This window comes from Streptomyces sp. NPDC101178 (assembly GCF_044767965.1).
Taxonomy (GTDB): Bacteria; Actinomycetota; Actinomycetes; order Streptomycetales; family Streptomycetaceae; genus Streptomyces.
The window spans coordinates 499,921-520,350 of sequence record NZ_JBIWOZ010000005.1 but is presented as its reverse complement, the minus strand read 5'-3'; the positions used below and the strand labels follow the sequence as shown (position 1 = coordinate 520,350).

At 68.8% G+C, this 20,430-nt stretch carries 12 protein-coding genes; 7 read left to right on the top strand and 5 right to left on the bottom strand.

The window, feature by feature from the left end; translation table 11 throughout:
* Window positions 1–4: 4 nt before the first annotated feature.
* Window positions 5–445 carry a MarR family winged helix-turn-helix transcriptional regulator gene (locus ACIRR8_RS18235; RefSeq protein ID WP_404065405.1) on the top strand — a complete coding sequence of 147 codons (441 nt, stop codon included), beginning with the start codon at window positions 5–7 and terminating at the stop codon, window positions 443–445.
* 176 nt (window positions 446–621) lie between these two features.
* Window positions 622–1,956: an MFS transporter gene (locus ACIRR8_RS18230; protein WP_404065403.1), complete on the top strand. Its 1,335-nt coding sequence runs from the start codon at window positions 622–624 to the stop codon at window positions 1,954–1,956.
* Between the two features lie 63 nt (window positions 1,957–2,019).
* Here ACIRR8_RS18230 and ACIRR8_RS18225 read toward each other — a convergent pair whose 3' ends face one another.
* Window positions 2,020–2,604, bottom strand: coding sequence for a Uma2 family endonuclease (locus ACIRR8_RS18225; protein ID WP_404065401.1), 585 nt, complete (start codon window positions 2,602–2,604; stop codon window positions 2,020–2,022).
* Between the two features lie 511 nt (window positions 2,605–3,115).
* On the opposite strand from ACIRR8_RS18225, the gene ACIRR8_RS18220 reads away from it, so the two are divergent.
* Window positions 3,116–4,105 carry an aldo/keto reductase gene (locus ACIRR8_RS18220; protein ID WP_404065398.1) on the top strand — a complete coding sequence of 330 codons (990 nt, stop codon included), beginning with the start codon at window positions 3,116–3,118 and terminating at the stop codon, window positions 4,103–4,105.
* A gap of 92 nt (window positions 4,106–4,197) precedes the next feature.
* On the opposite strand, the gene pip is transcribed toward ACIRR8_RS18220, so the two are convergent.
* Window positions 4,198–5,172, bottom strand: a complete 975-nt coding sequence (gene pip / locus ACIRR8_RS18215) for a prolyl aminopeptidase (RefSeq protein ID WP_404065395.1) — start codon at window positions 5,170–5,172, stop codon at window positions 4,198–4,200.
* Between the two features lie 104 nt (window positions 5,173–5,276).
* On the bottom strand, window positions 5,277–8,189 hold the full coding sequence (locus tag ACIRR8_RS18210) for a VCBS repeat-containing protein (protein WP_404065393.1): 2,913 nt from the start codon (window positions 8,187–8,189) through the stop codon (window positions 5,277–5,279).
* Between the two features lie 480 nt (window positions 8,190–8,669).
* Between ACIRR8_RS18210 and ACIRR8_RS18205 the strand changes: the two genes are divergently transcribed.
* The 3 genes from ACIRR8_RS18205 to ACIRR8_RS18195 all read left to right on the top strand — a co-directional run bounded on the left by ACIRR8_RS18205 (window position 8,670) and on the right by ACIRR8_RS18195 (window position 16,298).
* On the top strand, window positions 8,670–15,011 hold the full coding sequence (locus ACIRR8_RS18205; RefSeq protein ID WP_404065390.1) for an RHS repeat domain-containing protein: 6,342 nt from the start codon (window positions 8,670–8,672) through the stop codon (window positions 15,009–15,011).
* Between the two features lie 83 nt (window positions 15,012–15,094).
* Window positions 15,095–15,577, top strand: a complete 483-nt coding sequence (locus ACIRR8_RS18200; RefSeq protein WP_404065387.1) for a hypothetical protein — start codon at window positions 15,095–15,097, stop codon at window positions 15,575–15,577.
* 229 nt (window positions 15,578–15,806) lie between these two features.
* Window positions 15,807–16,298: a hypothetical protein gene (locus ACIRR8_RS18195; RefSeq protein ID WP_404065385.1), complete on the top strand. Its 492-nt coding sequence runs from the start codon at window positions 15,807–15,809 to the stop codon at window positions 16,296–16,298.
* An 81-nt stretch (window positions 16,299–16,379) separates the two neighbouring features.
* Here the strand turns inward: ACIRR8_RS18195 and ACIRR8_RS18190 are convergent, their stop codons facing one another.
* Window positions 16,380–18,497 (bottom strand): serine/threonine-protein kinase, encoded by a 2,118-nt coding sequence (locus ACIRR8_RS18190; protein ID WP_404065382.1) that lies wholly within the window; start codon window positions 18,495–18,497, stop codon window positions 16,380–16,382.
* A gap of 91 nt (window positions 18,498–18,588) precedes the next feature.
* Entirely contained in the window at window positions 18,589–19,434 is an 846-nt protein-coding gene (locus ACIRR8_RS18185; RefSeq protein ID WP_404065379.1) for an SDR family oxidoreductase, read from the bottom strand.
* A gap of 229 nt (window positions 19,435–19,663) precedes the next feature.
* Here ACIRR8_RS18185 and ACIRR8_RS18180 point away from each other — a divergent pair, with 229 nt between their 5' ends.
* Window positions 19,664–20,422: an SDR family oxidoreductase gene (locus ACIRR8_RS18180; RefSeq protein WP_404065376.1), complete on the top strand. Its 759-nt coding sequence runs from the start codon at window positions 19,664–19,666 to the stop codon at window positions 20,420–20,422.
* Window positions 20,423–20,430 lie beyond the last annotated feature (8 nt).

Here is a 20,430-nt window from a genome sequence, read left to right as displayed (position 1 = left end):
GAACATGCCTGACCTGATCCACGACGGCGAGAGTGCCGCCGCCGTGAGCTCCCTCCGCTCAGCCGTGATGCTGCTGGGCCGGCGCCTGAAGCACCAGCGCGTCGACGAATCGCTGAGCCCGACCGAGATGTCGGTGCTCGGCACCCTGGCCCGCTGCGGCTCGGCCACCCCCGGTGAGCTGGCCCGCAAGGAGCACGTGCAGCCTCCGTCGATGACCCGCATCGTCGCGCTGCTGGAAGCGAAGGGGCTCGTCAGGCTGGAACCGCACCCCGATGACCGTCGGCAGAAGATGGTCAGCCAGACCGAGCAGGCAGAGGCCATGCTCGCGGAGAGCCGCACCAAGCGGAACGCCTGGCTGGCCCACCTCGCCGAGGGCCTGGACGAGGACGAGTGGGAGACGCTGCGGGCCGCCGCGCCCGTGCTGGAGAAGCTCGCCCACCTGTGACCCCGCGGGCGCGACGGCGGTGACGCCGTCCCCGTACCGGATGAGACAGCCGGTCCGGGGAAGGCGAGCGCAGCCGGGACCGGCACCCCGCCGGCCCCGGACGATCACCGCCGGAGCGCCCGTCGTCACGTCCTCGTCGGACCGCACGCCGCAGACGCCTGAGGAGATGAACCCTTTTGAGTACGGGACCCGGAGCAGACTCCGCCCCCGCACCGACTTCCACCTACGAGAGCACGACCGGCGGGACCTTCTCGTCGCTGAAGATCCGTAACTACCGCCTGTTCGCCACGGGCGCCGTGATCTCCAACACCGGTACCTGGATGTCCCGCATCACCCAGGACTGGCTCGTCCTGAGCCTGACGGGTTCCGCGACCGCCGTGGGTGTCACCACGGCCCTCCAGTTCCTTCCGATGCTGCTCTTCGGCCTGTACGGCGGTGTCATCGCCGACCGTCTCCCGAAGCGGCAGATCCTGCTCGTCAGCCAGGCCATGCTCGGCCTGTGCGGTATCGCGCTGGCCGTCCTGACCCTCTCCGGCGTCGTCGAGGTCTGGCACGTCTATCTGGTCGCCTTCCTCCTCGGCATGGTGACCGTCGTCGACAACCCGGCCCGCCAGTCGTTCGTCTCCGAGATGGTCGGCCCCGCGCAGCTGCGCAACGCGGTCAGCCTGAACTCGGCGAACTTCCAGTCCGCCCGCCTCATCGGCCCCGCCGTCGCGGGTGTCCTGATCACCACGGTCGGCAGCGGCTGGGCGTTCCTGCTCAACGGCCTCTCCTTCCTGGCACCGCTCATCGGCCTGCTGATGATGCGGACGAGCGAACTCCACGCCTCGGTACGCGTGCCGCGCGCCAAGGGCCAGCTGCGCGAGGGCCTGCGGTACGTCCGTGGCCGCCCCGAGCTGATCTGGCCGATCGTCCTGGTCGGCTTCGTCGGCACGTTCGGCTTCAACTTCCCGATCTGGCTCACCGCCTACGCCGATGAGATCTTCGACGGCGGCGCGGGCATGTACTCGTTCTTCAACATCCTGATGGCCGCCGGTTCGCTGGCCGGCGCGCTGCTCTCGGCCCGCCGCCGCTCCACGCGGCTGCGGATGCTGGTGGCGGCGGGCACGGCGTTCGGCCTGCTGGAGATCGCCGCTTCCCTGTCCCCGTCGGTCTGGCTGTTCTCCCTGCTCCTGGTCCCGATCGGCATGCTGGGCCTGACGACGAACATCACCGCGAACACGAGCGTGCAGATGGCCGCCGACCCGGAGATGCGGGGCCGGGTGATGAGCCTCTACATGATGGTCTTCGCCGGTGGTACGCCGGTGGGCGCGCCGATCGTCGGCTGGATCAGCGACACGTACGGCGCCCGCGTCGGCTTCGCGACCGGCGGCGCGATCTCGGTGATCGCCGCGCTGGCCGTCGGCTTCGCGCTGGCCCGCGTGGGCGGCCTCCGGCTGAAGGTCGACCTCCGCCCGGGACGGCCGCACGTGCGCTTCGTACCGCGCGAGCAGCTGGCGACGGCTGCGTAGGGGCAAACGAAAGGCGCCTTCCCCTCGGAGCGGTCGGGGGAGGGCGCCTCTCGCGTGTCCGGGTCAGTCGCGCGGGAAGGCGTCGGTCTTCAGGACCAGGTCCATGGAGGTGTCGGTGAGATCGACGTCGAGGCCGAAGTCGACGACGAGCTTCTTGTGGTAGCCGCCGTCCTTCGGCTCCGAGTGGAGGAGGCAGCGGCCCACGTACGGATCGACGATGAGGAGGAGAGGGACCCCGGCTGCCGCGTAGGCGTCCTTCTTGGGCCCGTAGTCGGCCGCGGCCGTGCCCTTGGAGATGACCTCGCCGACGAACTCGACGTGCTCGGGGAGCCAGCGGCCACGGCTGTCCTTGGCCGCCTTGTCGAAGAGCTTCACAATGTCGGGGGCGAAGCCGTTGCCTTCGCCGAAGTCGATGCGTACGTCCGAGAGGGCCCTCACGTCCATCCCGAACCGGTCCTCCAGAGCACGCACGATCCGACGGATGATCTCCCAGTGCGTGTCCCGCTGCGGCGACATGTGGACGGTCCCCTCGACGATCTCGACCTTGAATCCCTCGGGGGTGGGCTCAAGCCACTCGAACATCTCGTCCAGAGTCAGCTCGTCGCTGATGTCGGCCATGTCGATCCTGTCGGTGTCTACGACGGTCATCGTGCCGCTCCTCCCCGCTGCCGCACGGGCGTGCGGGCAGCCGCGTAGCACAACGATAGGCCTGGCCTCCGGGACACGCCCGGACTCCGCCTGCGCCTGCCGAGGACCGGGAGGTGGTACGGGCCCGGGCTCGGGACCGGCCGGTGGTGCGGTTACGCTCGAAGGGTGGACCCGAAGACCAGAAACCGCATCATGGCGGCCGTGCTCGTGCTCATGTTCCTCGTCGTCGCCGTGGCGGCCGCCTTCGGCGCCTGAGGCGGGCGGTGCGGCGCGCGGCGGTGTGCGCGGTGTCGACCCCTCGCCGCGCTGCGCCGCAGCGGCCGCCCGCTCACGCCCGAGGAGCTCGCCGCCAACGTCGTGGTCAGCGCTCCGCCGCAGCCTGCATGCCACGCTCACCGAGGCCGGGCGGACTGGAGGGCGGCCGCTGAGGAGGGATCCTGGCGCCCCGGCCGACGTGTCGTCCGGAAGGTTGCTTGCCTGGAGTGGACTCGAAGGAGTTGGCTGGGGCGTCATGAAGTACACACAGCTCGGACGCACCGGACTCAAGGTCAGCCGACTCGTGCTCGGGACGATGAACTTCGGCCCGCAGACCAATGAGTCGGACAGTCACGCGATCATGGACTCCGCCATCGGCGCGGGTCTGAACTTCTTCGACACCGCCAACGTCTACGGCTGGGGCGAGAACAAGGGGCGCACCGAGGAGATCCTCGGCACCTGGTTCGCGCAGGGCGGCGGCCGGCGCGACAAGGTGGTCCTGGCCACCAAGATGTACGGGAACATGGCGCCCGACGGCGACGCCTGGCCCAACCACGACAAGCTCTCCGCCGTGAACATCCGGCGCGCGGTCGACGCCTCGCTCAAGCGGCTCCAGACGGACCACATCGACGTCTACCAGTTCCACCACGTCGACCGGGACACCCCGTTCGAGGAGATCTGGCAGGCGATCGACGTCCTGGTCCAGCAGGGCAAGATCCTGTACGCGGGTTCCTCCAACTTCCCCGGCTACAAGATCGCCCAGGCCAACGAGCAGGCGGCCAGGCGCGGTTCGCTCGGCCTGGTCAGCGAGCAGTGCATCTACAACCTCGCCGAGCGCCGCGCCGAGATGGAGGTCATCCCGGCCGCGCAGGAGTACGGCCTCGGGGTCATCCCGTGGTCGCCGCTCCACGGCGGCCTGCTGGGCGGCGTCATCAAGAAGGAGGCCAAGGACGGCCGCCGCGCCTCGGGGCGCTCGGCCGACGCGCTGGCCAACAGCACGGTCCGCGCGCAGGTCCAGGCGTACGAGGACCTGCTGGAGAAGCACGGCCTGGAGCCCGGTGAGGCGGCCCTGGCCTGGCTGCTGACCCGCCCCGGCGTCACGGGCCCGATCGTCGGCCCGCGCACCGCGGAGCAGCTGGAGAGCGCCCTGCGCGCGCTGGAGCTGGAACTCCCGGAGGCGGTCCTGACCGGCCTGGACGAGATCTTCCCGGGCCCGGGCCCGTCGCCGGAGGCCTTCGCCTGGTGATGTGCCGGGTGAGTCGCCTGATGAGGTGAGCGGATCGGCCGCCGTCCCGGACGGGGCGGCGGCCGATCGCGCTGTCCACAGGCTGGGGGCGGCTACTGCGCGAACCGGTCCAGCGCCGCCAGCACCGCCCGTCGGGTCGCGGGCCCGCCGAGGTGTCCCGCGCCCTCGATGACGGTCAACTCGGCCTCCGGCCAGGCCCGGTCGAGCTCCCAGGCGGTGATCAGGGGGCTGCCGAGGTCGAAGCGGCCGTGGATGAGGGCGGCGGGGATGCCGGCCAGGCGGTGGGCCTCGTCGATGAGCTGGTTCTCCCGCAGCCAGGCGCCGTGGGAGAAGTAGTGGGCGCAGATCCGGACGAGGGCCTGCTGAGCGCGGTCCGGTCGGCCGCTGTACGGGGCCGGGCCCGGGTTCGCCTCCAGCGAGAGGACCGCGTCCTCCCAGGCGCACCAGGCGGCGGTGGCCCGCTCCCGCACCTCCGGGTCGGGGCTCTCCGTACGACGGGCGTAGGCGGCGACCACCTCGTCCGGCCCGGCGGCTTCGGGAACGGCCGCACGGAAGGCGTGCCAGGCCTCGGGGAAGAGGTGGCCCGCGCCCCGGTAGAGCCAGTCGATCTCGCTGCGCCGGGTCGTGGTGACCGAGGCGATGACGGCCTCGGTCACCCGCTCCGGATGCGCCTGCGCGTACGCCAGAAGCAGCGTGGAGCCCCAGGAACCCCCGTACAACAGCCAGTTGTCGATGGAGAGGTGCTCCCGCAGGCGTTCCATGTCGGCGATGAGGTGGTGGGTGGTGTTGTGCCGCAGCTCCGTCGCGGGGTCGCTCGCGTGCGGTGTCGAGCGACCGCACCCGCGCTGGTCGAAGAGGACGACGCGGTAGCGCTCCGGGTCGAAAGACCGGCGGGCGCGCGGCGTACACCCGGACCCGGGGCCACCGTGCACCACGAGCGCCGGCTTGCCGTCCGGATTCCCGCACACCTCCCAGTACACGAGGTTGCCGTCCCCGACGTCCAGCAGGCCGCTGTCGTACGGGTCGATCGGCGGGTACAGGTCATCGGGCGGCGCTACGCGGTCCACCGGGTGCCTCCCTTGCGTGCATTCGTGAACGGGCCACCTTACGGGAGCGGGGGCGCCCGCCGTCGGGGTGACGGGGGCGCCCCCGGGCACTGCGCTGGCGTCCGTCAACCGAGGGACTGGAATCCGAGCCATCCGCTGCTTCCGACGGCTACGCCGCTGCCGGTGAGGTTGGAGTGGAAGTAGAGCTTTCCGTCACTTCCGGTGGCGAAGATGTCGGCCTTCTTGTCCGAGCCGGCATCGGGGAAAGCGGTGAGCAGCGGCCGGTGGGCGCTGGTCCATCCGCTTCCGATCACGGTGTGGGAATTGCCGAGTCCTTCACCTAGAGGTCCGCGGCCTTCATAGAGGCGGAGTTCGCCGTTGGTCTTGTGGCGTGCGGTGAGGTCGACGCGATCGTTGCCGGTGTGGTCGCCCGGTGCTGCCAGGTCGTAGTTCGACCATGACCCGTTGCCGATGAGGACGGGGGCGCGGGTCGCGTCCAGGTAGAGCGACTTGGAGCCGAAGTAGAGCCAGAGGAAGTTGCCCTCCTTGACGAGGAGGTCGGGGTAGCCGGCGACATCGATGATGCCGTCGTTGTCGGTGTCCAAGGGGCCGTCGACGTCGCCGATGGCGAGGATCTGGTCGGCGTTCTTCCAGTGGTTGTTGGCCCGGTCGTAGACGTCGAGTTCCTGACGCTCGTACAAGCAGGCACGAGAGTGCCCGTCGGCCTGTTCGTCCTGCGCGGTGCAGGCCCAGCCGACGCCGTTGTTCGGGTAGAGCTGGAGGGCCTTGCCGTCTTCTCCCGGGATGGCCGCGATGAGGTCCTCGAAACCGTCGCCGGTCCAGTCGCCACGACGGGTGATGCTGGCTCCGGTGAAGTCGCTGTTGCTCGCGGTGGTGCCGGTTCCGACGTATCCGTTGCCCTGGCCGGGGTACAGCCACAGTTCGCCGTTGCTGCGTACGCCGTAGAGGTCGGCGTTGTTGTCCCCGTTGAGGTCGCCGGCCTTGTCGGGGATGGAGAGTCCGTTGGCGTAGAAGAGGTAGGCGGCTCGGTCGGAGCGGTTCTGTGCGGCGTCGAGGCTGCGGACGTGGAGCCGTTGTGATCCGGCCGAGGTCGGGGTCAGGACGAGCTTCGCGTCGATCCTGCCGTCCCCGTCGAGGTCGGTGCTGGGCGTGACGGTGCGGACGGTGTGGTCCCAGTCGGTCCAGTACTCGTACGACTTCACATCATTGACGCCCCCGTTGCCGAGGATGAACGTTCCTGCGGTTCGGGCTTGTCCGGTGACGGCGGGCCAGCCGTCGGATCCGTCGGGGAACTGCTGTGAGCTGATGGTGGGCGGTGTGCTGGGCCGGGTGGGATCGAAGTTGAACCGGCACGTGGCCGCATCGGGGGCCCAGGCGGAACCGGCGCTCGTGTCGAGAGCCTGCACCCTCCAGCCGAAGTTGCCCTTGGCCGCAGTCAGGTACTTCTGCAAGGTGGCTTTGGGGATCTTGACCTTGGCTACGGTCCCTGAGGTGGCGGACACGATCTGGTTGAAGATCTCGGCTCCGCCGGAGAGGTTGTTGCTGCCCCACAGCCGGAACTGGGCACGGACGGTACCGCCGTCAGGGTCGGAGACCTTCGCGGTGAGCGTGACGTCGGTGTTGCCGATCGTGGTGTACGGAGCGACCGTGTCGCACCCGCCGGAGCTGGGAATCGTGTCCAGGGTGTTCGGCACGTTGGGCACGGTGTTGTACGTCGTCGACAGCACGGCCGAATTGGCGTCGAACTTCTTCCACGCGAAGACGTCGCTCTCACTGCTCGCCCGCATGCCCAAGGTGAGCGTGTGCCACTTGTTGGCGATGACGTCCTTCGCGCCGGCGGTCACGTCGAAGGCGAGATTGCCTCCGGGACAGTTCGGCCCCCAGCCCAGGGACTCGTTGACCGAGTCCAGCTTCTTGCGCCAGTCGGGCTGCTCGGCCCACGTGGTGGACGCGGTGATCGCCCCGGTCTCCCACATCTCGACCGTCCGGTTCGTGCACGACCAGGACCAGGTGTTCTTGATCCGGAACGTCGAGGAGGAGACCACCTTCTTGGTGGACCACAGGTTGGCGGTGTTCATACGGAAGAAAGACCTGGCCAGCCCGTCGGTCTCGTTCTCGTACCCCACACGGGCGGTTGTCGTGCCCTTGTCCCAGTTGGCGCCGTTGAAGAACGAGGTCTTCGGGTGCTTCTTGTAGGCGATGGTCCAAGAGTGGCGGGAGCCGGACACCGCCGGGTCCAGCAGCACCGGGTACTGGGTGTCCCGACCCGTCAGGAGTTCCCGATCCGGCGTGAGGCTCAGCTTCCCGTCCTCGACCGCCAATCCCATGACCGCCTGCTGTGCACCGTAGCCGGGTTCGAACTCGTCGGAGGGCGGCGGCGGGCCGGTGGGGGCGCTGCCGGCCGAGCGGGCCGCGGGTGCGGCAGGCGCGGCGGCAGTGGTGCTGTCCCACATCAGCGGGGTCGGTGCGGTGAAGACCTCTTGGCCGGCCGGGTTGACCGCCGTGAGGTTGCCGTGGGCGTCGGTGCTCACTGCCAGGCCGCTGGTGTCCAGGCCGAAGTGGACCTGCTTCAGCGCCGGATCGGCCGCCGCCTCGGCGGTCTTGACGACCAGGAGGCTGGAGAAGCCGGCCGGGCCCGCCTTGATCTTCAGGTCGACATCCGTCAGGACATCCCCGAACGTCAGGGTGTCGCCGTCGACAGCGGGCGCGGGCAGCGGCTGCGGCCAGGTCCAGGACATGCTGCGCCCGTCGCGTACGACGGTCGCCAGCGGTCCCTCGCCACCGCCGGAGAGCCGCACGTCCACCTCTGTGGCCCTCGGTGACAGCGAGCCGTCGGCGTTCGCCTTGAGGGTGGTGTCGATCCGTACGAGTCGACTGTCCTGGCGCACGAACTGGGGCAGCGCGTAAGTGTCCTGGGTGAAGGTTCCGTCGGGGTTGGCGAACACCTGCGACACCTCGGTGCGCTGGGCGAGCACCTCCACAGGCCGGCCGCTCTCCGCCGCCTCGGTCTGCGCCAAGGCCTCTGCGTCAGCCTTGGGCGCCGTGGGCTGCGGAGAGGTGGTGGATTCCAAGGCAGCGGCTTCCGGCAGGTGCTGAGGCACCCCGAGTGTCAGGACGGCGGCGAGGGCCGCCGCTCCCGTGACGCCGCCCCTTGTTCTCCATCTGGTTTTGCTTCGCAAAAGTTCCATCAAAAAGTCCCCTCCCAGGTCTGTTCGACTCGCACCCTAGAACGTGAGGGAAGTGTGACGAAAGCTTTCACCATTGACGAGGTGTCAGGTTGCCCATTTGATGCCGCTCATTCTTCTCATTTAGGTGAATATGCCAATGAATTGAGCATCCTCTCCCTTTGATTGGTGGCTGAAAGGCTTCGAATCGTTATGGAATCTGTGTGCTGACAATGTGAAAGTCCTGCTAACTTCCGTGCTCGTCTGCCAATTTTTGCCAACGGGTGGGGAGTTCTGCGCATGTTCTCGGGTGGGGGCGTCAGTACCGGACGTATGAGGAGACGGGCGCGGCTCATAGCCGCCGGTCTGGCCGCGTTCCTATTGTTGGGACTGCTCGGTGGGCCGATTGCGGCCGCCGCCGACCTGGATCTGCTGAAGCTGGAGAGGCCGGACCCGGTGCCGACCCGGGAGGTGACGAAGCAGCTGTCGCCGAAGCCCGACCAGGCGGCCCAGCACCCGTGGAAGTCGCCCAAGGTCACCTGGCCTGAGCCCGGTACCGCGACTCCCGCACTCCGGGAGAACGGGGCTCCGGTGAAGGCCGGTTCGCTGCCTGTCAGCGTGGGCCGCACCACACCGGGGACGGCGGCCCCGGCCAAGGCGTCGGCCCTGTCCTCCGTCTCAGGCAGGCCCCAGGCCGCGGGTCCCCAGCAGGTCCAGGTCCAGGTCCTGGACCGGGCCACCACCGAGTCGCTGGGTGTCGAGGGTGTCGTGCTCGCCCTGCGTCCCACCGCCGGGGCCGAAGGGAGCGTGGACGTCGAGGTCGACTACTCCGGTTTCCGAGACGCCTACGGCGGAGGCTGGGCGTCCCGCCTCGCCTTGAAGACGCTTCCTGCCTGTGCGCTGACCACACCGGGCGAGAAGGGCTGCGCCACGGGCCAGTCCCTCACCACGAGCAACGATGCCGGCGAGGGCACGCTGAAGGCCTCGGTTCCCCTGCCCGCGGCTGCTGCCCCCGCCTCCGGCTCGCAGGCCGCGGGTACCGCTCCGGTGGCGCGGTCGGCGGGCACGCAGTCGGTCTCCGGCGGCACCGTGCTGCTGGCCGCGACCGCCGCGGTGGCAGGCCCGTCGGGCAACTTCGTGGCCACTTCGCTCTCCCCGTCCTCCTCCTGGTCCGCCGGTGGTTCGAACGGCGGGTTCTCCTGGACCTACCCGATAGACGTTCCGGCCGTCGCCGGTTCCGCCGTCCCGGAGCTGAAGCTCGGCTACTCCTCCCAGGCGGTCGACGGGCGTACCGCCTCGACGAACAACCAGGCGAACAGCGTCGGCGACGGCTGGTCGATGGAGCCGGGCTACATCGAGCGCCAGTACATCGCCTGCACCGACGACACGAAGAACAGCACGACCACAGCCAAGGTCGGGGATCTGTGCTGGAAGAAGGACAACGCCGTCATCAACCTCGGCGGTCGCTCCAACACCCTCATCAAGGACGACACCACCGGCCAGTGGCGGCTGGAAGGTGACGACGGCACCAAGGTCGCCAAGCTCGCCAGCACCGCGCGACCCAATGGCGACAACGACGGCGAGTACTGGCGGATCACGACCCCGGACGGCACGCGCTACTACTTCGGCTACAACCGCCCATCCGGCTGGGCCGCAGGTAAGGAGGAGACGAACTCCGCGTGGACGGTTCCGGTCTTCGGCAACCAGACCGGCGAGCCGTGCTACGCGGCGGCGTTCAAGGATGCCTGGTGCCAGCAGGCCTGGCGGTGGAACCTCGACGCGGTCATCGACCCGCACGGCGATGCCATGTCGTACTACTGGGAGAAGGAGACCAACTACTACGGTCGCAACGTCAACCCCAGCACCGGCGCCTCCACCGCGACCCCCTACACCCGAGGCGGCTACCTCAAGCGGATCGAGTACGGCCTGCGTGACGGCAACTTCTACGCCCAGCCGGCTGCCAAGGTGGAGTTCACCAGCAGCGAGCGCTGCCTGAGCGACTGCGCAACGTTCGACAAGGCCAAGGCCAAGAACTGGCCCGACGTTCCCTTCGACCGCTACTGCGCCTCGGGCACGGAGTGCAAGGACCGCTACTCGCCGTCCTTCTGGAGCCGCAAGCGCCTGACGAAGATCGACACGTCGGTCCTCGTCGGCACGGCCTTCAAGCCGGTCGACTCCTGGGCCTTCACCCACCAGTTCCCCTCGCCGGGTGACGGCAGTGACCCGGCCCTGTGGCTGGCGTCGATCACGCGCACCGGTCACGGCGGCACCGGCTCCGTCACCCTCCCCGCGGTGACCTTCCTGGGGCAGACACGGCCCAACCGTGTGGAAGGCGCCACCACCGGCGGCAAGCCGGACCCGGTGCCGCCGTTCTGGCGCTACCGCGTCTACGGGATCAACACCGAGACCGGCGGACGGATCGGCGTCACCTACTCGCCGACCGACTGCGCAGCGGGCAGCATCCCCACACCCACGTCCAACAACCGGCGCTGCTATCCGGTGAAGTGGTCCCCGCCCGAAGCCCCCGGGGCGAACTACGAGCCGTATCTCGACTGGTTCCACTCCTATGTCGTCACCCAGGTCCTGGAGACCGACGTCACCGGCGGCGCTCCCGCCAAGCGGACCGACTACGCGTACCTCGACGGCATGGCCTGGACCAAGTCGAAGGACGACGAGTTCACCGTGGCCGAGCACCTGACGTACGGCGACCGCAAGGGGTACGGCCGCGTCCAGGTCCGCACCGGTGCGGCACCCGACAAGCGGACTCTGAAGGAGTACCGCTACTTCCGCGGTATCGACGGGGCCTCGGTCAAGGACACCGAAGGGATCGCCGTCACCGACCGGGAGGCCTTCGCCGGCATGACCCGTGAGGAGGCCACCTACAACGGCGACGGCGGCAAGCTGGAATCCACCACCAGCTACGAGCCGTGGCGCTCGGCCGCGACCGCCAGCGAGGCCCGGGCCGAAGGGCTGCCCCCGCTCCACGCGTACGCCACGGGCGGGAAGATCGAGCAGACCCGCACCGCCGTCGGAGCGGGCTGGCGCACCACCCGCCTGGAGCGGACCTTCGACCCGGTCGGCCAGGTGCTGACGGAGTCCTCGCTCGGCGACACGGCCAAGTCCGGTGACGAGGAATGCACCACCAACACCTACGTCCGCAACACCACGCTCAACATCCTCACCACGATCTCCGAGTCCCGGACCGTGGCCAAGCCCTGCGGCACCACCCCGGCCCTGCCGGCCGACCTCGTCTCGGCCGAGCGCTACTACTACGACGGCGCGACCGCCCTGACCACCCCGCCGATCCGGGGCGATGTGACGCGCCTGGACGAGCAGGACGCCAAGGGCACCGGGTACCTCACCACCGCGACCCACACCTATGACCAGCACGGCCGGGAGAAGACCTCCACCGACGCGCTGAAGGTCACCACCACGCGGACCGGCTACACCCCCGCAACCCTCCAGGCACCGACCACGGTCACCGTGACCAACGCCAAGGACCACGTGGCCACCACCACGCACGACCCGGTCCGGGGTGTGGTCACCGCCGCGGTCGACGCCAACGGCAAGCGCACCGATGCCGTCCATGACGGCCTGGGCCGGGTACTGAAGGTATGGGAGCCGGGCTGGACCAAGGCTGCCAACCCGGCCAAGCCCTCCGCCGAATACAGCTACCGGATCTCCCGGACCGAGACGAACGCCGTCACCACCAAGACCCTCAAGCAGAACGGCGAGTACCGCACCACCTACACGCTCTACGACGGACTGCTGCGCGAGCGCCAGACACAGGCCCCGGCCATTGGCACGCAGCACCGGATCATGACGGAGACCCACTACGACACCCATGGCCGGCCGTGGCAGACGTATGCGCCGTACTACGCGACGGACGCGCCGTCGGCAACGTTGAATTCGGCCGCGGTGAACACGGTCCCGACCGCGGCACAGAGCCTCTTCGACGGAATGGGACGCGTCACGGACGCCCTGTCCGTGAAGTTCGGTGACGAACAGTGGCGGACGAACACGGTCTACGAGGGTGACCGCACCACGGTCATCCCGCCCAAGGGCGGCACGGCCACCACGACGGTGACGGACGCACGCGGACGCACGACCGAGCTCCTGCAGTACACGGACGCCGCACGCACCACGTCGGAGAAGACCCGGTACGTGTACGGCAAGTACGACGAGCCGTCCTCGGTCATCGACCCCGACGGCAACACCTGGAGCTACACCTTCGACAGCCGGGGCCAGAAGACGAAGACCATCGACCCGGACAAGGGCACCACACTCACCGAGTACGACGATCTCGGCCGACCCGTGCTCACGACCGACGACCGGGACATCGCCCTCACCACGACATATGACGTGCTCGGCCGCAAGGACGAGGTCAAGCAGGGCGCCACGCTCCTGTCCAAGTGGACCTACGACACCCTGGCCAAGGGGCAGCTGACCAAGAGCACGCGTTACGTCGGCGGCGCCGAATACACCACCGCCACCGTCGGATTCAACGACCGCTACCAGCCCACCTCGACCACCACCACGGTCCCGTCCGCGGCGGGCGGCCTTGCAGGCAGCTACACCTGGACCTACGGCTACGACGAGGAGACCGGGGCGCTGCTCTGGACCCTTAACCCTGCCGTGGGCGACATCCCGGTCGAGCGGGTGACCACGAACTACAACAGCAATGACCTGCCCTTCCGCACCAGCGGGCAGTACGACGCCCTGGTCGCCAACACTCTGTACGACGTCTTCTCCCGCCCCACCCGCCTGGAGTTCAGCGCCGACCTCGGGAAGAAGGTCTACAAGACCCTGCTCTACGACGAGCACACCGGCCAGGTGACCCGGCAGACCACCGACCGGGACGTCGTTCCTCAGCGGGTCGACGACACCGCGTACGCATACGACCCGGCGGGCAATGTCACCGGCGTGACCAACGTCAGCGGCCAGGACGCACAGAAGTCCACCGACATCCAGTGCTTCACCAACGACCCGCTGGGCCGGCTCTCCGAGGCCTGGACAGCGAAGACGGATTGCGCGGCGGCCCCGTCGGCGTCCTCGGTCGGTGGGCCGGAGGCGTACTGGCACAGCTACAGCTACGACAAGGTCGGCAACCGGTCGAAGCAGGTCGAGCACGCCACCACGGCCGGCGGATCGGACGCCACGACCACCTACACGCACCCGTCCCCGGGGACCAAGCGTCCCCACGCGGTGCAGCAGGCATCGATCACCGGCGGCCCGGCCGACGGGCGCACCAGTGTTTTCCAGTACGACGATGCCGGCAACACCACCAAGCGGACCATCGGCACCACGGTCCAGGACCTGACCTGGACCCCCGAGGGCCAGCTCGCCACCCTCACCGAGGCCGGCAAGCAGACCAGCTACACCTACGACGCCGACGGCAACCGGATCATCGCGAAGAACGGCGACGGCTCCAGCACCCTCACCCTCCCCAATGGTGACGAGCTGAAGCTCGCGGCGAACGGCAGCAAGACGGCGACGCGTTACTACACCCACAACGGTGAGACCGTCGCTGTCCGCAACGGCAACTCCATCGCCTACCTGATCAACGACCACCAGGGCACGGCGATGACGGCGATCGCGGTCGGCAGCCTGGCCCTGACCCGAAGGAAGCAACTGCCCTTCGGCCAGCTCCGGTCGGCCCAGTCATCGGTCTTCGGCCCCCGCGGTTTCGTCGGCGGGACCAACGATCCCACCGGCTTGACCCACCTGGGCGCCCGCGAATACGACTCCGTCCTGAGCCGCTTCGTCTCCGTCGACCCGATCATCGACTTCGGTGACCCGGCGCAGATGAACGCCTACAGCTACGCCCACAACAGTCCCCTGACCAAGTCCGACCCGACGGGCCTACGCCCCGACGACACCGTCGGCAACGTCAAGGGCGACGAGCGCTGGGCCTCCGACCGGGGCATGTACGCCAGCTACACCCTCAAGAGCGGCAAGTGGGTGTGGAAGGAGACCCCGAAGAGGGGCACGGAGGCCAAGAAGCGCTACACGGGGTACAAGGCCGATCCCACCGGCTACATGGTTAACGACAGTCACGCCAAGAAGCGCTCGGCCGATATCAAGGCGGGGGCGAAGAAGGCTGCGGACGCTGCTGCTGCCAAGCGGGTGAAGGAGGCCGCGGAGAAGCGGCGCAAAGAGGACGGCATCTTCGGCAATATCATGAAGGGAAGATGGGGCGACGCGGCTGCGAACCTGAAAGAGGCGGGGCCGGTTCGCTGGGTCGCGGAGAATGCGGATACCATAAAGCTGGTCGTAGGGTCTGCTGCCTTTGCTGTATGTATAGCTGCCTCCGCCGGGGCCTGTCTTATCGCAGGAGGCGTCGTTATCTCCGCTGGAATTGCTGTGGATGCTGCGGCGGGTGCGGAAATGGGTGGCGAATATTGGAAAGCGACAGCGGTGACAGCCGGTATCACGCTTGCCGGCGGAGCCGTCGGAAGATTTGCTTCAGGTGGCGGGAAGTTGAGTCAGGGCGGTTGGTTCAAGTCGCCTAAGATGACGAGAAGAGGTCCGACCCATGCGGTGGGTAGGTCCAGCCATGCCCGACGGACTGATGTGGGTCCGACTGTCAACGCTTACGTCCAGAATGCTTTTCTCACTGGAATGAGCTGTGGCGCTCCGGCCAAGAGCACGATAAATGCGGGGTACTGTCCGTGAACTCCACGCGAAGTCGAAGACGAGGTCTCTTTATCAGGCACAGGAAGGACGGGTCGATTCAGCTGAGGCGGAAGGGGACGGTGATGTTCGCTTGGGCCGCGATCATTATCCTCGGCCCGTTCCTGGCCCTCTTCGGACTCGCGGAAGTTGAGAAAAGTGGATTCCGGGGAATCGGTATCCATCTGGCAGCCGGAATGATTTTCTCCGTCATTGCCCGTGGAGCCATCGGGTGTAGAATTGTCCTCGATCCGAGTGGGTCGGTGCGAGATGTAGGGCCTGTCGTGGAGAAAAAGTTTCTTGGCAGGGAATCTCTGTCGGTAAAGTGCGAGAATAATGGATTGATGATCGTCCATTCGGGACGGGAATATGGTGTGTGGTCGTTTTCGCAGAGCGTGATAGGCGGTAGATCGGCCCGAAGCGCGCGAGATTTCATCGATTCCTGGCTGAAAGAGGACGGCCGGAAGATTTCGGCACGCGCCAGCAGTGTTGAGCAAAGGGTGTACCTGAGGCCGACAGATGTGGTTCTGTTGGTCCCCTTCGTTGTGCCACTGCTCATGAGGCTTTGAAGTGCTGATCCGGGCGGTCCGTCGTGTCTTCGGCGGGCCGCCACATTGCGCCCCGGCGCCTTGGCCGCGTCACCCGGAATGTCTGAGCGGTGAAGGTAGGGCACAAGTCGTTCCTTCTCTTCGTTCTCTTCATAGTCCTGGTTTCATTGTGTGCGGAAACGCTCTGAGCGACGGCCCGTCGGGTTCCTCGGCAGGCCGTCCTCGCACGGCCGGGCGTAATCTGGGCGCCGTGAACGCGACTCCCCGCATCCTCGCCGTACTGGACGACGTCCTCGCCGCCGCCCGTCCCGACCAGCGCGGCGCGTTGTGGCAGTTGGCCGAGGCGGGGCGGGAGTTGGACGCCAATCTCGTGCGGCTTCCGGGTGGGGCGGAGGTTGGGGAGCATCAGGAAGACGTGCTCGATGTGCTGCTCGTCGTGCTGGAGGGCGGCGGGCTTGTGCGGGTGGCGGGCGGGGAGCTGGTGTTGGGGCCGCGTACCGTTCTCTGGCTGCCTCGGACCTCGCGGCGGGCTCTGGTCGCGGGGGCGGGTGGGCTCACGTATCTCACCGTCCACCGGCGACGGCCCGGCCTCGCCATCAAGGCGCCTAGCGCGGTGGCCGCGTACGAGGGTGGCGAAGGGCCCTGCATGCTCGACCGGGTCTGCCCGGAGTGCGGGCGGTTGTCCGAGGACCCCGCTCCGGTCTTCTGCAGCCGGTGCGGGGAGCGGTTTCCGGAGCGGTGAGGGTGGGGCGGTGAGGGCGGGGCCCGCCAACCTGGTCCTGGTAACCCGGTCCGTGGCCCCGCCCCCGTACGCCCGGAAGCCTCAGTACCCCTCGCACTCCGTCAGGTCCGGGCGGCCCGGGGGGTTCCTGTTGTCCATCAGGGCCGACAGGTTCTTCTCGTACATGTCCTCCCAGACCTTCCCGGCAAGGATCTTCCGCAGCGCCGAGCACACCTCGCGTTTCAGGCCCGTGGAGCCGGGGCGCATGGCCACGCCGTAGCCCTCCGCGCCCTGGATGTTCTCCAGGCGCCGCACCTTGCCCGGGTTCGCCTTCGCGTAGCCCGCGAGAATGATGTCGTCCGAGGCCACCGCGTAGACGTCCGACGTCACGTCCAGCAGCTGGTCCAGGCAGTCCTGGTAGGTGTTGGGCTGGGACTCCGTCATCGTGAAGCCCCGTTTCGGCAGCTCCGTCTCGTACGTCGAATCCCTTGCCGTGCACACCTCGACGCCCAGGCGCCGCAGGTCGCTGGAGTCGTTGATCGTGTACTTGCTGGACTTCTCGCGGACCAGGAAGCTCCGGCTTGCCTCGTAGTACGGGCCCGCGAAGTCGACGCTGTCGCCGCCGGGTGACGCGCTCTTCCGTTCGGGCGTGATGCTGTACGAGGCGATGACGAGGTCCACGCCCTTCGTCCGGAGGGCAGTGCTCCGGTAGTCGGTCGGGACGGTGGTGAAGGCGACCTCGTCACGGTCGTACCCCAGGTGACCGGCGATCGCGTAGGCCAGGTCGATGTCGTAACCGGCGTACGTCTTCGTCTTCCTGTCGTACTTGCTCAGGCCCGGCTGGTCGTCCTTGACGCCGATCTTGAGGAGGGGGTTGGCGGCCTTCCACTTCTCCGTTTCTGTGCTGCCGCCGCCCCGGCCGCCCGAACCGGCCGTGGTGGTGCCGTTCGTGTCCGTGCTGTCGTCGCCGACGCCCTGCGCCACCAGCCAGCCCGCCGTGCCCAGCAAGGCCACGCACACCACCGCCGTCGCCGCCTTGAGCCAGGGGCGGCGCCGTACTTGGTGTCCGTCGACCGCGCGAGGCTCCGCAACCGGTGGGCCGAGAGGCTCCGGAGAGGGGGTGGGCGCCGGTTCCGAGACCGCCGTCGGTGGGTGGGTCGCCGCGCCGGGCACGGTGGTGTTCCGGGCGAGCGGGTCGCCCAGCACCTCCCGCAGCATCGCCTCCGCCGTCGCCGCGTCCAGCCGCTCGGCCGGGTCCGGGAAGAGGAGGCCCTGGATCACCGGGGCGAGCGGGCCGGCGTACCGGAGAGCCGGGTCGGGGGCCTGCCGGATGTTCTCCTGGACCTCCCACACCTCGCCGCCGGCGAACGGGACCCTGCCCTCGGTCATCTCGTACAGCGTGATGCCGAGCGCCCACAGGTCGGACGCCGGGGTGGGGCCGGGGGAGCCGGGCGTGAACAGTTCGGGTGCCAGGTACGCGGGCGTGCCGATCACGCTGCCGGACCGGGTCACCTGCGCCGCGCCCTCGAACGTGGCGATCCCGAAGTCCACCAGGATCGCCAGTCCGTCGTCCCGGACCAGCACGTTGCCGGGTTTCACATCGCGGTGGACGACCGACGCCGCGTGCACCGCCCGCAGGCCCTGGAGGATCTGGAGGCCGATGTCCGCCGCCCTCGGGACGGCGAGCACCCGCTCGGACCGCAGGAGATCCGCCAAGGACCTGGCTTCGAGCAGCTTCATCACGATCCAGACCTGGTTGTCGGTCTCGACCTGGTCGTGGACGGTCACCACATTTGGATGCTCGATCTTGGCGATCGCCTCCGCCTCCCGGCGCGCCCGCTGCATCGCGGCGGCCTGGGTTCCGGCGGTCATCGCGTTCCGGTCGAGCAGGCCCTTCACGGCGACGAAGCGGCGCAGCCGCCGGTCGTGGGCCCGCCACACCTCGCCCATGCCGCCGCTGCCGATCGGTTCCAGCAGCTCGTAGCGGCCCTCGATCACCACCTGCGGGCGGCCGCGTGGCGGTGTCCTGGGCCATTCCTGCGCGGTCCCGGAGTCCGCGCGCTGGAGGCCGTCACCCGCCCAGCGATCCTCGGGGACACCGCGGCCGTCGTCCGCCCGGCGGTCCTCGGGGACATGACGGCCGTCGTCCGCCCAGCGGTCCTCCGGACCACCGCGGCCGTCGCCGCCGGCTCCCGCCCCGGACCTGTCTTCGCCTTGCATGCGACCCCCTGTGCACTACATGGACCAGGCAAACAGTAGACGTTCCGCCAGGACTCGACAGGGTTGCGGGGCATGGCGTTCCCGGGCGCGCTCAGGGCGCCGCGCCGCCGTTGCTCTTCAGCAACTGCCCGTTGACCCACTGGCCTTGCGGCGAGCACAGGAAGTCCACCAGGTGCGCGGTGTCCTGCGGAGTGCCGATACGGCCGAGCGGGGTGCCCTGGGCGATGGCCGTGCGCAGCTCGGCGTTCATCCAACCCGTGTCCACCGGGCCGGGGTTGACGACATTGGCGGTCACGCCGAGGTGGGCCAGCTCGTGCGCGGCGGCCAGCGTGATGCGGTCCAGGGCGCCCTTGCTCGCGCCGTAGGGGAGGTTGCCCACGGTGTGGTCGCTCGTGAGCGCGACGATGCGGCCCGCGCCCAGGCCCACGCCCGATTTCGTGGCGGGCCCGCTCCCGTTCTCGCCGCGGAACCGGAGCCCGTACTCGCGGATCAGCAGCCAACTGGCCCGCGCGTTCACGGCGAAGTGCCGGTCGAACGCCGCCACGGTGGTGTCCAGCAGCCCCGAGTCCACCGACTCCGCGTGCGAGAGGATGAGCGCGGTGACCGGGCCCAGGCGCTGCTCCGCCTCGTCGAAGATGCGGCTGGGGCCGTCCGGATCGGTCAGGTCCGCCTCGATCGCCGCCGTACGGGCTCCGGCGTCCTCCAGCTCCCGCGCGATGGACGCGGCCGCCCCGCTCTCGGCGCCCCACTCCATCCGCCGGTCGTACGGCGTCCAGTAGGTGAAGGCGATGTCCCAGCCGGAGACCGCCAGCTGCCGGGCGATGCCCGCGCCGATGCCGATGGAGCGGCCGACGCCGGTGATGAGTGCGATGGGGCGGGCCGGTGTCCGTCGCGAAGTCTGCTCCGCCACGGCCGAGGGCCGTTGGTTGATCGTCACGGGCCGATCCTTCGTGACCCGTACGCGTACGTCAACGCCTTTCCCGGCCGCCTCTCCGGCCCCTTCACGCCACCGCTGACCTGCGGCGATCCATCTTCCTGGTGGACCGACCCGATCTTTGTGTTTCCCCCGGTCCCGGGGGCGCTCCTAGCGTGGACGACGGAAACTGCAACGAACACCCACCAACGCCGCATACCGATACATGCGGCCGGAGAGAAGGACCGTCACCATGAGCGAGCAGCAGCTGCTGAACGGGAAGAGCGCGGTCGTCGCCGGAGGGGCCAAGAACCTCGGCGGGCTCATCAGCCGGACCCTGGCCGAGGCCGGGGCGAACGTGGTCGTGCACTACCACGGCGAGAACACCGCCGCCGATGCCGAGAAGACGGCGGAGGCGGTACGCGGCACGGGTGCCCAGGCCATCGTCGTACGGGAGGACCTCACCCGGGTCGAGGGCGTACGCAGCCTCTTCGACCAGGCACTCGACGCCTTCGGTGGGGTGGACGTGGCCGTGAACACCACCGGCATGGTCCTCCGTAAGCCGATCGCGGAGACGTCCGAGGAGGAGTACGACCGCATGTTCGCGATCAACTCCAAGGCGGCGTACTTCTTCCTCCAGGAGGCCGGCGCCCGGCTCAACGACGGCGGTCGCATCGTCAGCCTGGTCACCTCCCTGCTCGCCGCCTTCACCGACGGGTACGCCACCTACGCGGGTGCCAAGGCCCCGCTGGAGCACTTCACCCGGGCGGCGGCCAAGGAGTTCGCGCCGCGCGGGATCGCGGTGAACAATGTGGCGCCGGGGCCGATGGACACGCCGTTCTTCTACCCGCAGGAGACGCCGGAGCGGGTGGAGTTCCACAAGTCCCAGGCGATGGGCGGCCGGCTGACGGAGATCGAGGACATCGCGCCGCTGGTGAAGTTCCTGGTCACGGAGGGCGGTTGGATCACCGGGCAGACGATCTTCGCCAACGGTGGTTACACGGTCCGCTGACCCCCTGT

Coding starts and splice junctions, on each gene's coding strand:
- ACIRR8_RS18235 (WP_404065405.1), top strand. CDS start 5: ATGCCTGACCTGATCCACGACGGCGAGAGTGCCGCCGCCGTGAGCTCC.
- ACIRR8_RS18225 (WP_404065401.1), bottom strand. CDS start 2,604: ATGACCGTCGTAGACACCGACAGGATCGACATGGCCGACATCAGCGAC.
- ACIRR8_RS18220 (WP_404065398.1), top strand. CDS start 3,116: ATGAAGTACACACAGCTCGGACGCACCGGACTCAAGGTCAGCCGACTC.
- ACIRR8_RS18205 (WP_404065390.1), top strand. CDS start 8,670: ATGAGGAGACGGGCGCGGCTCATAGCCGCCGGTCTGGCCGCGTTCCTA.
- ACIRR8_RS18200 (WP_404065387.1), top strand. CDS start 15,095: ATGTTCGCTTGGGCCGCGATCATTATCCTCGGCCCGTTCCTGGCCCTC.
- ACIRR8_RS18190 (WP_404065382.1), bottom strand. CDS start 18,497: ATGCAAGGCGAAGACAGGTCCGGGGCGGGAGCCGGCGGCGACGGCCGC.
- ACIRR8_RS18180 (WP_404065376.1), top strand. CDS start 19,664: ATGAGCGAGCAGCAGCTGCTGAACGGGAAGAGCGCGGTCGTCGCCGGA.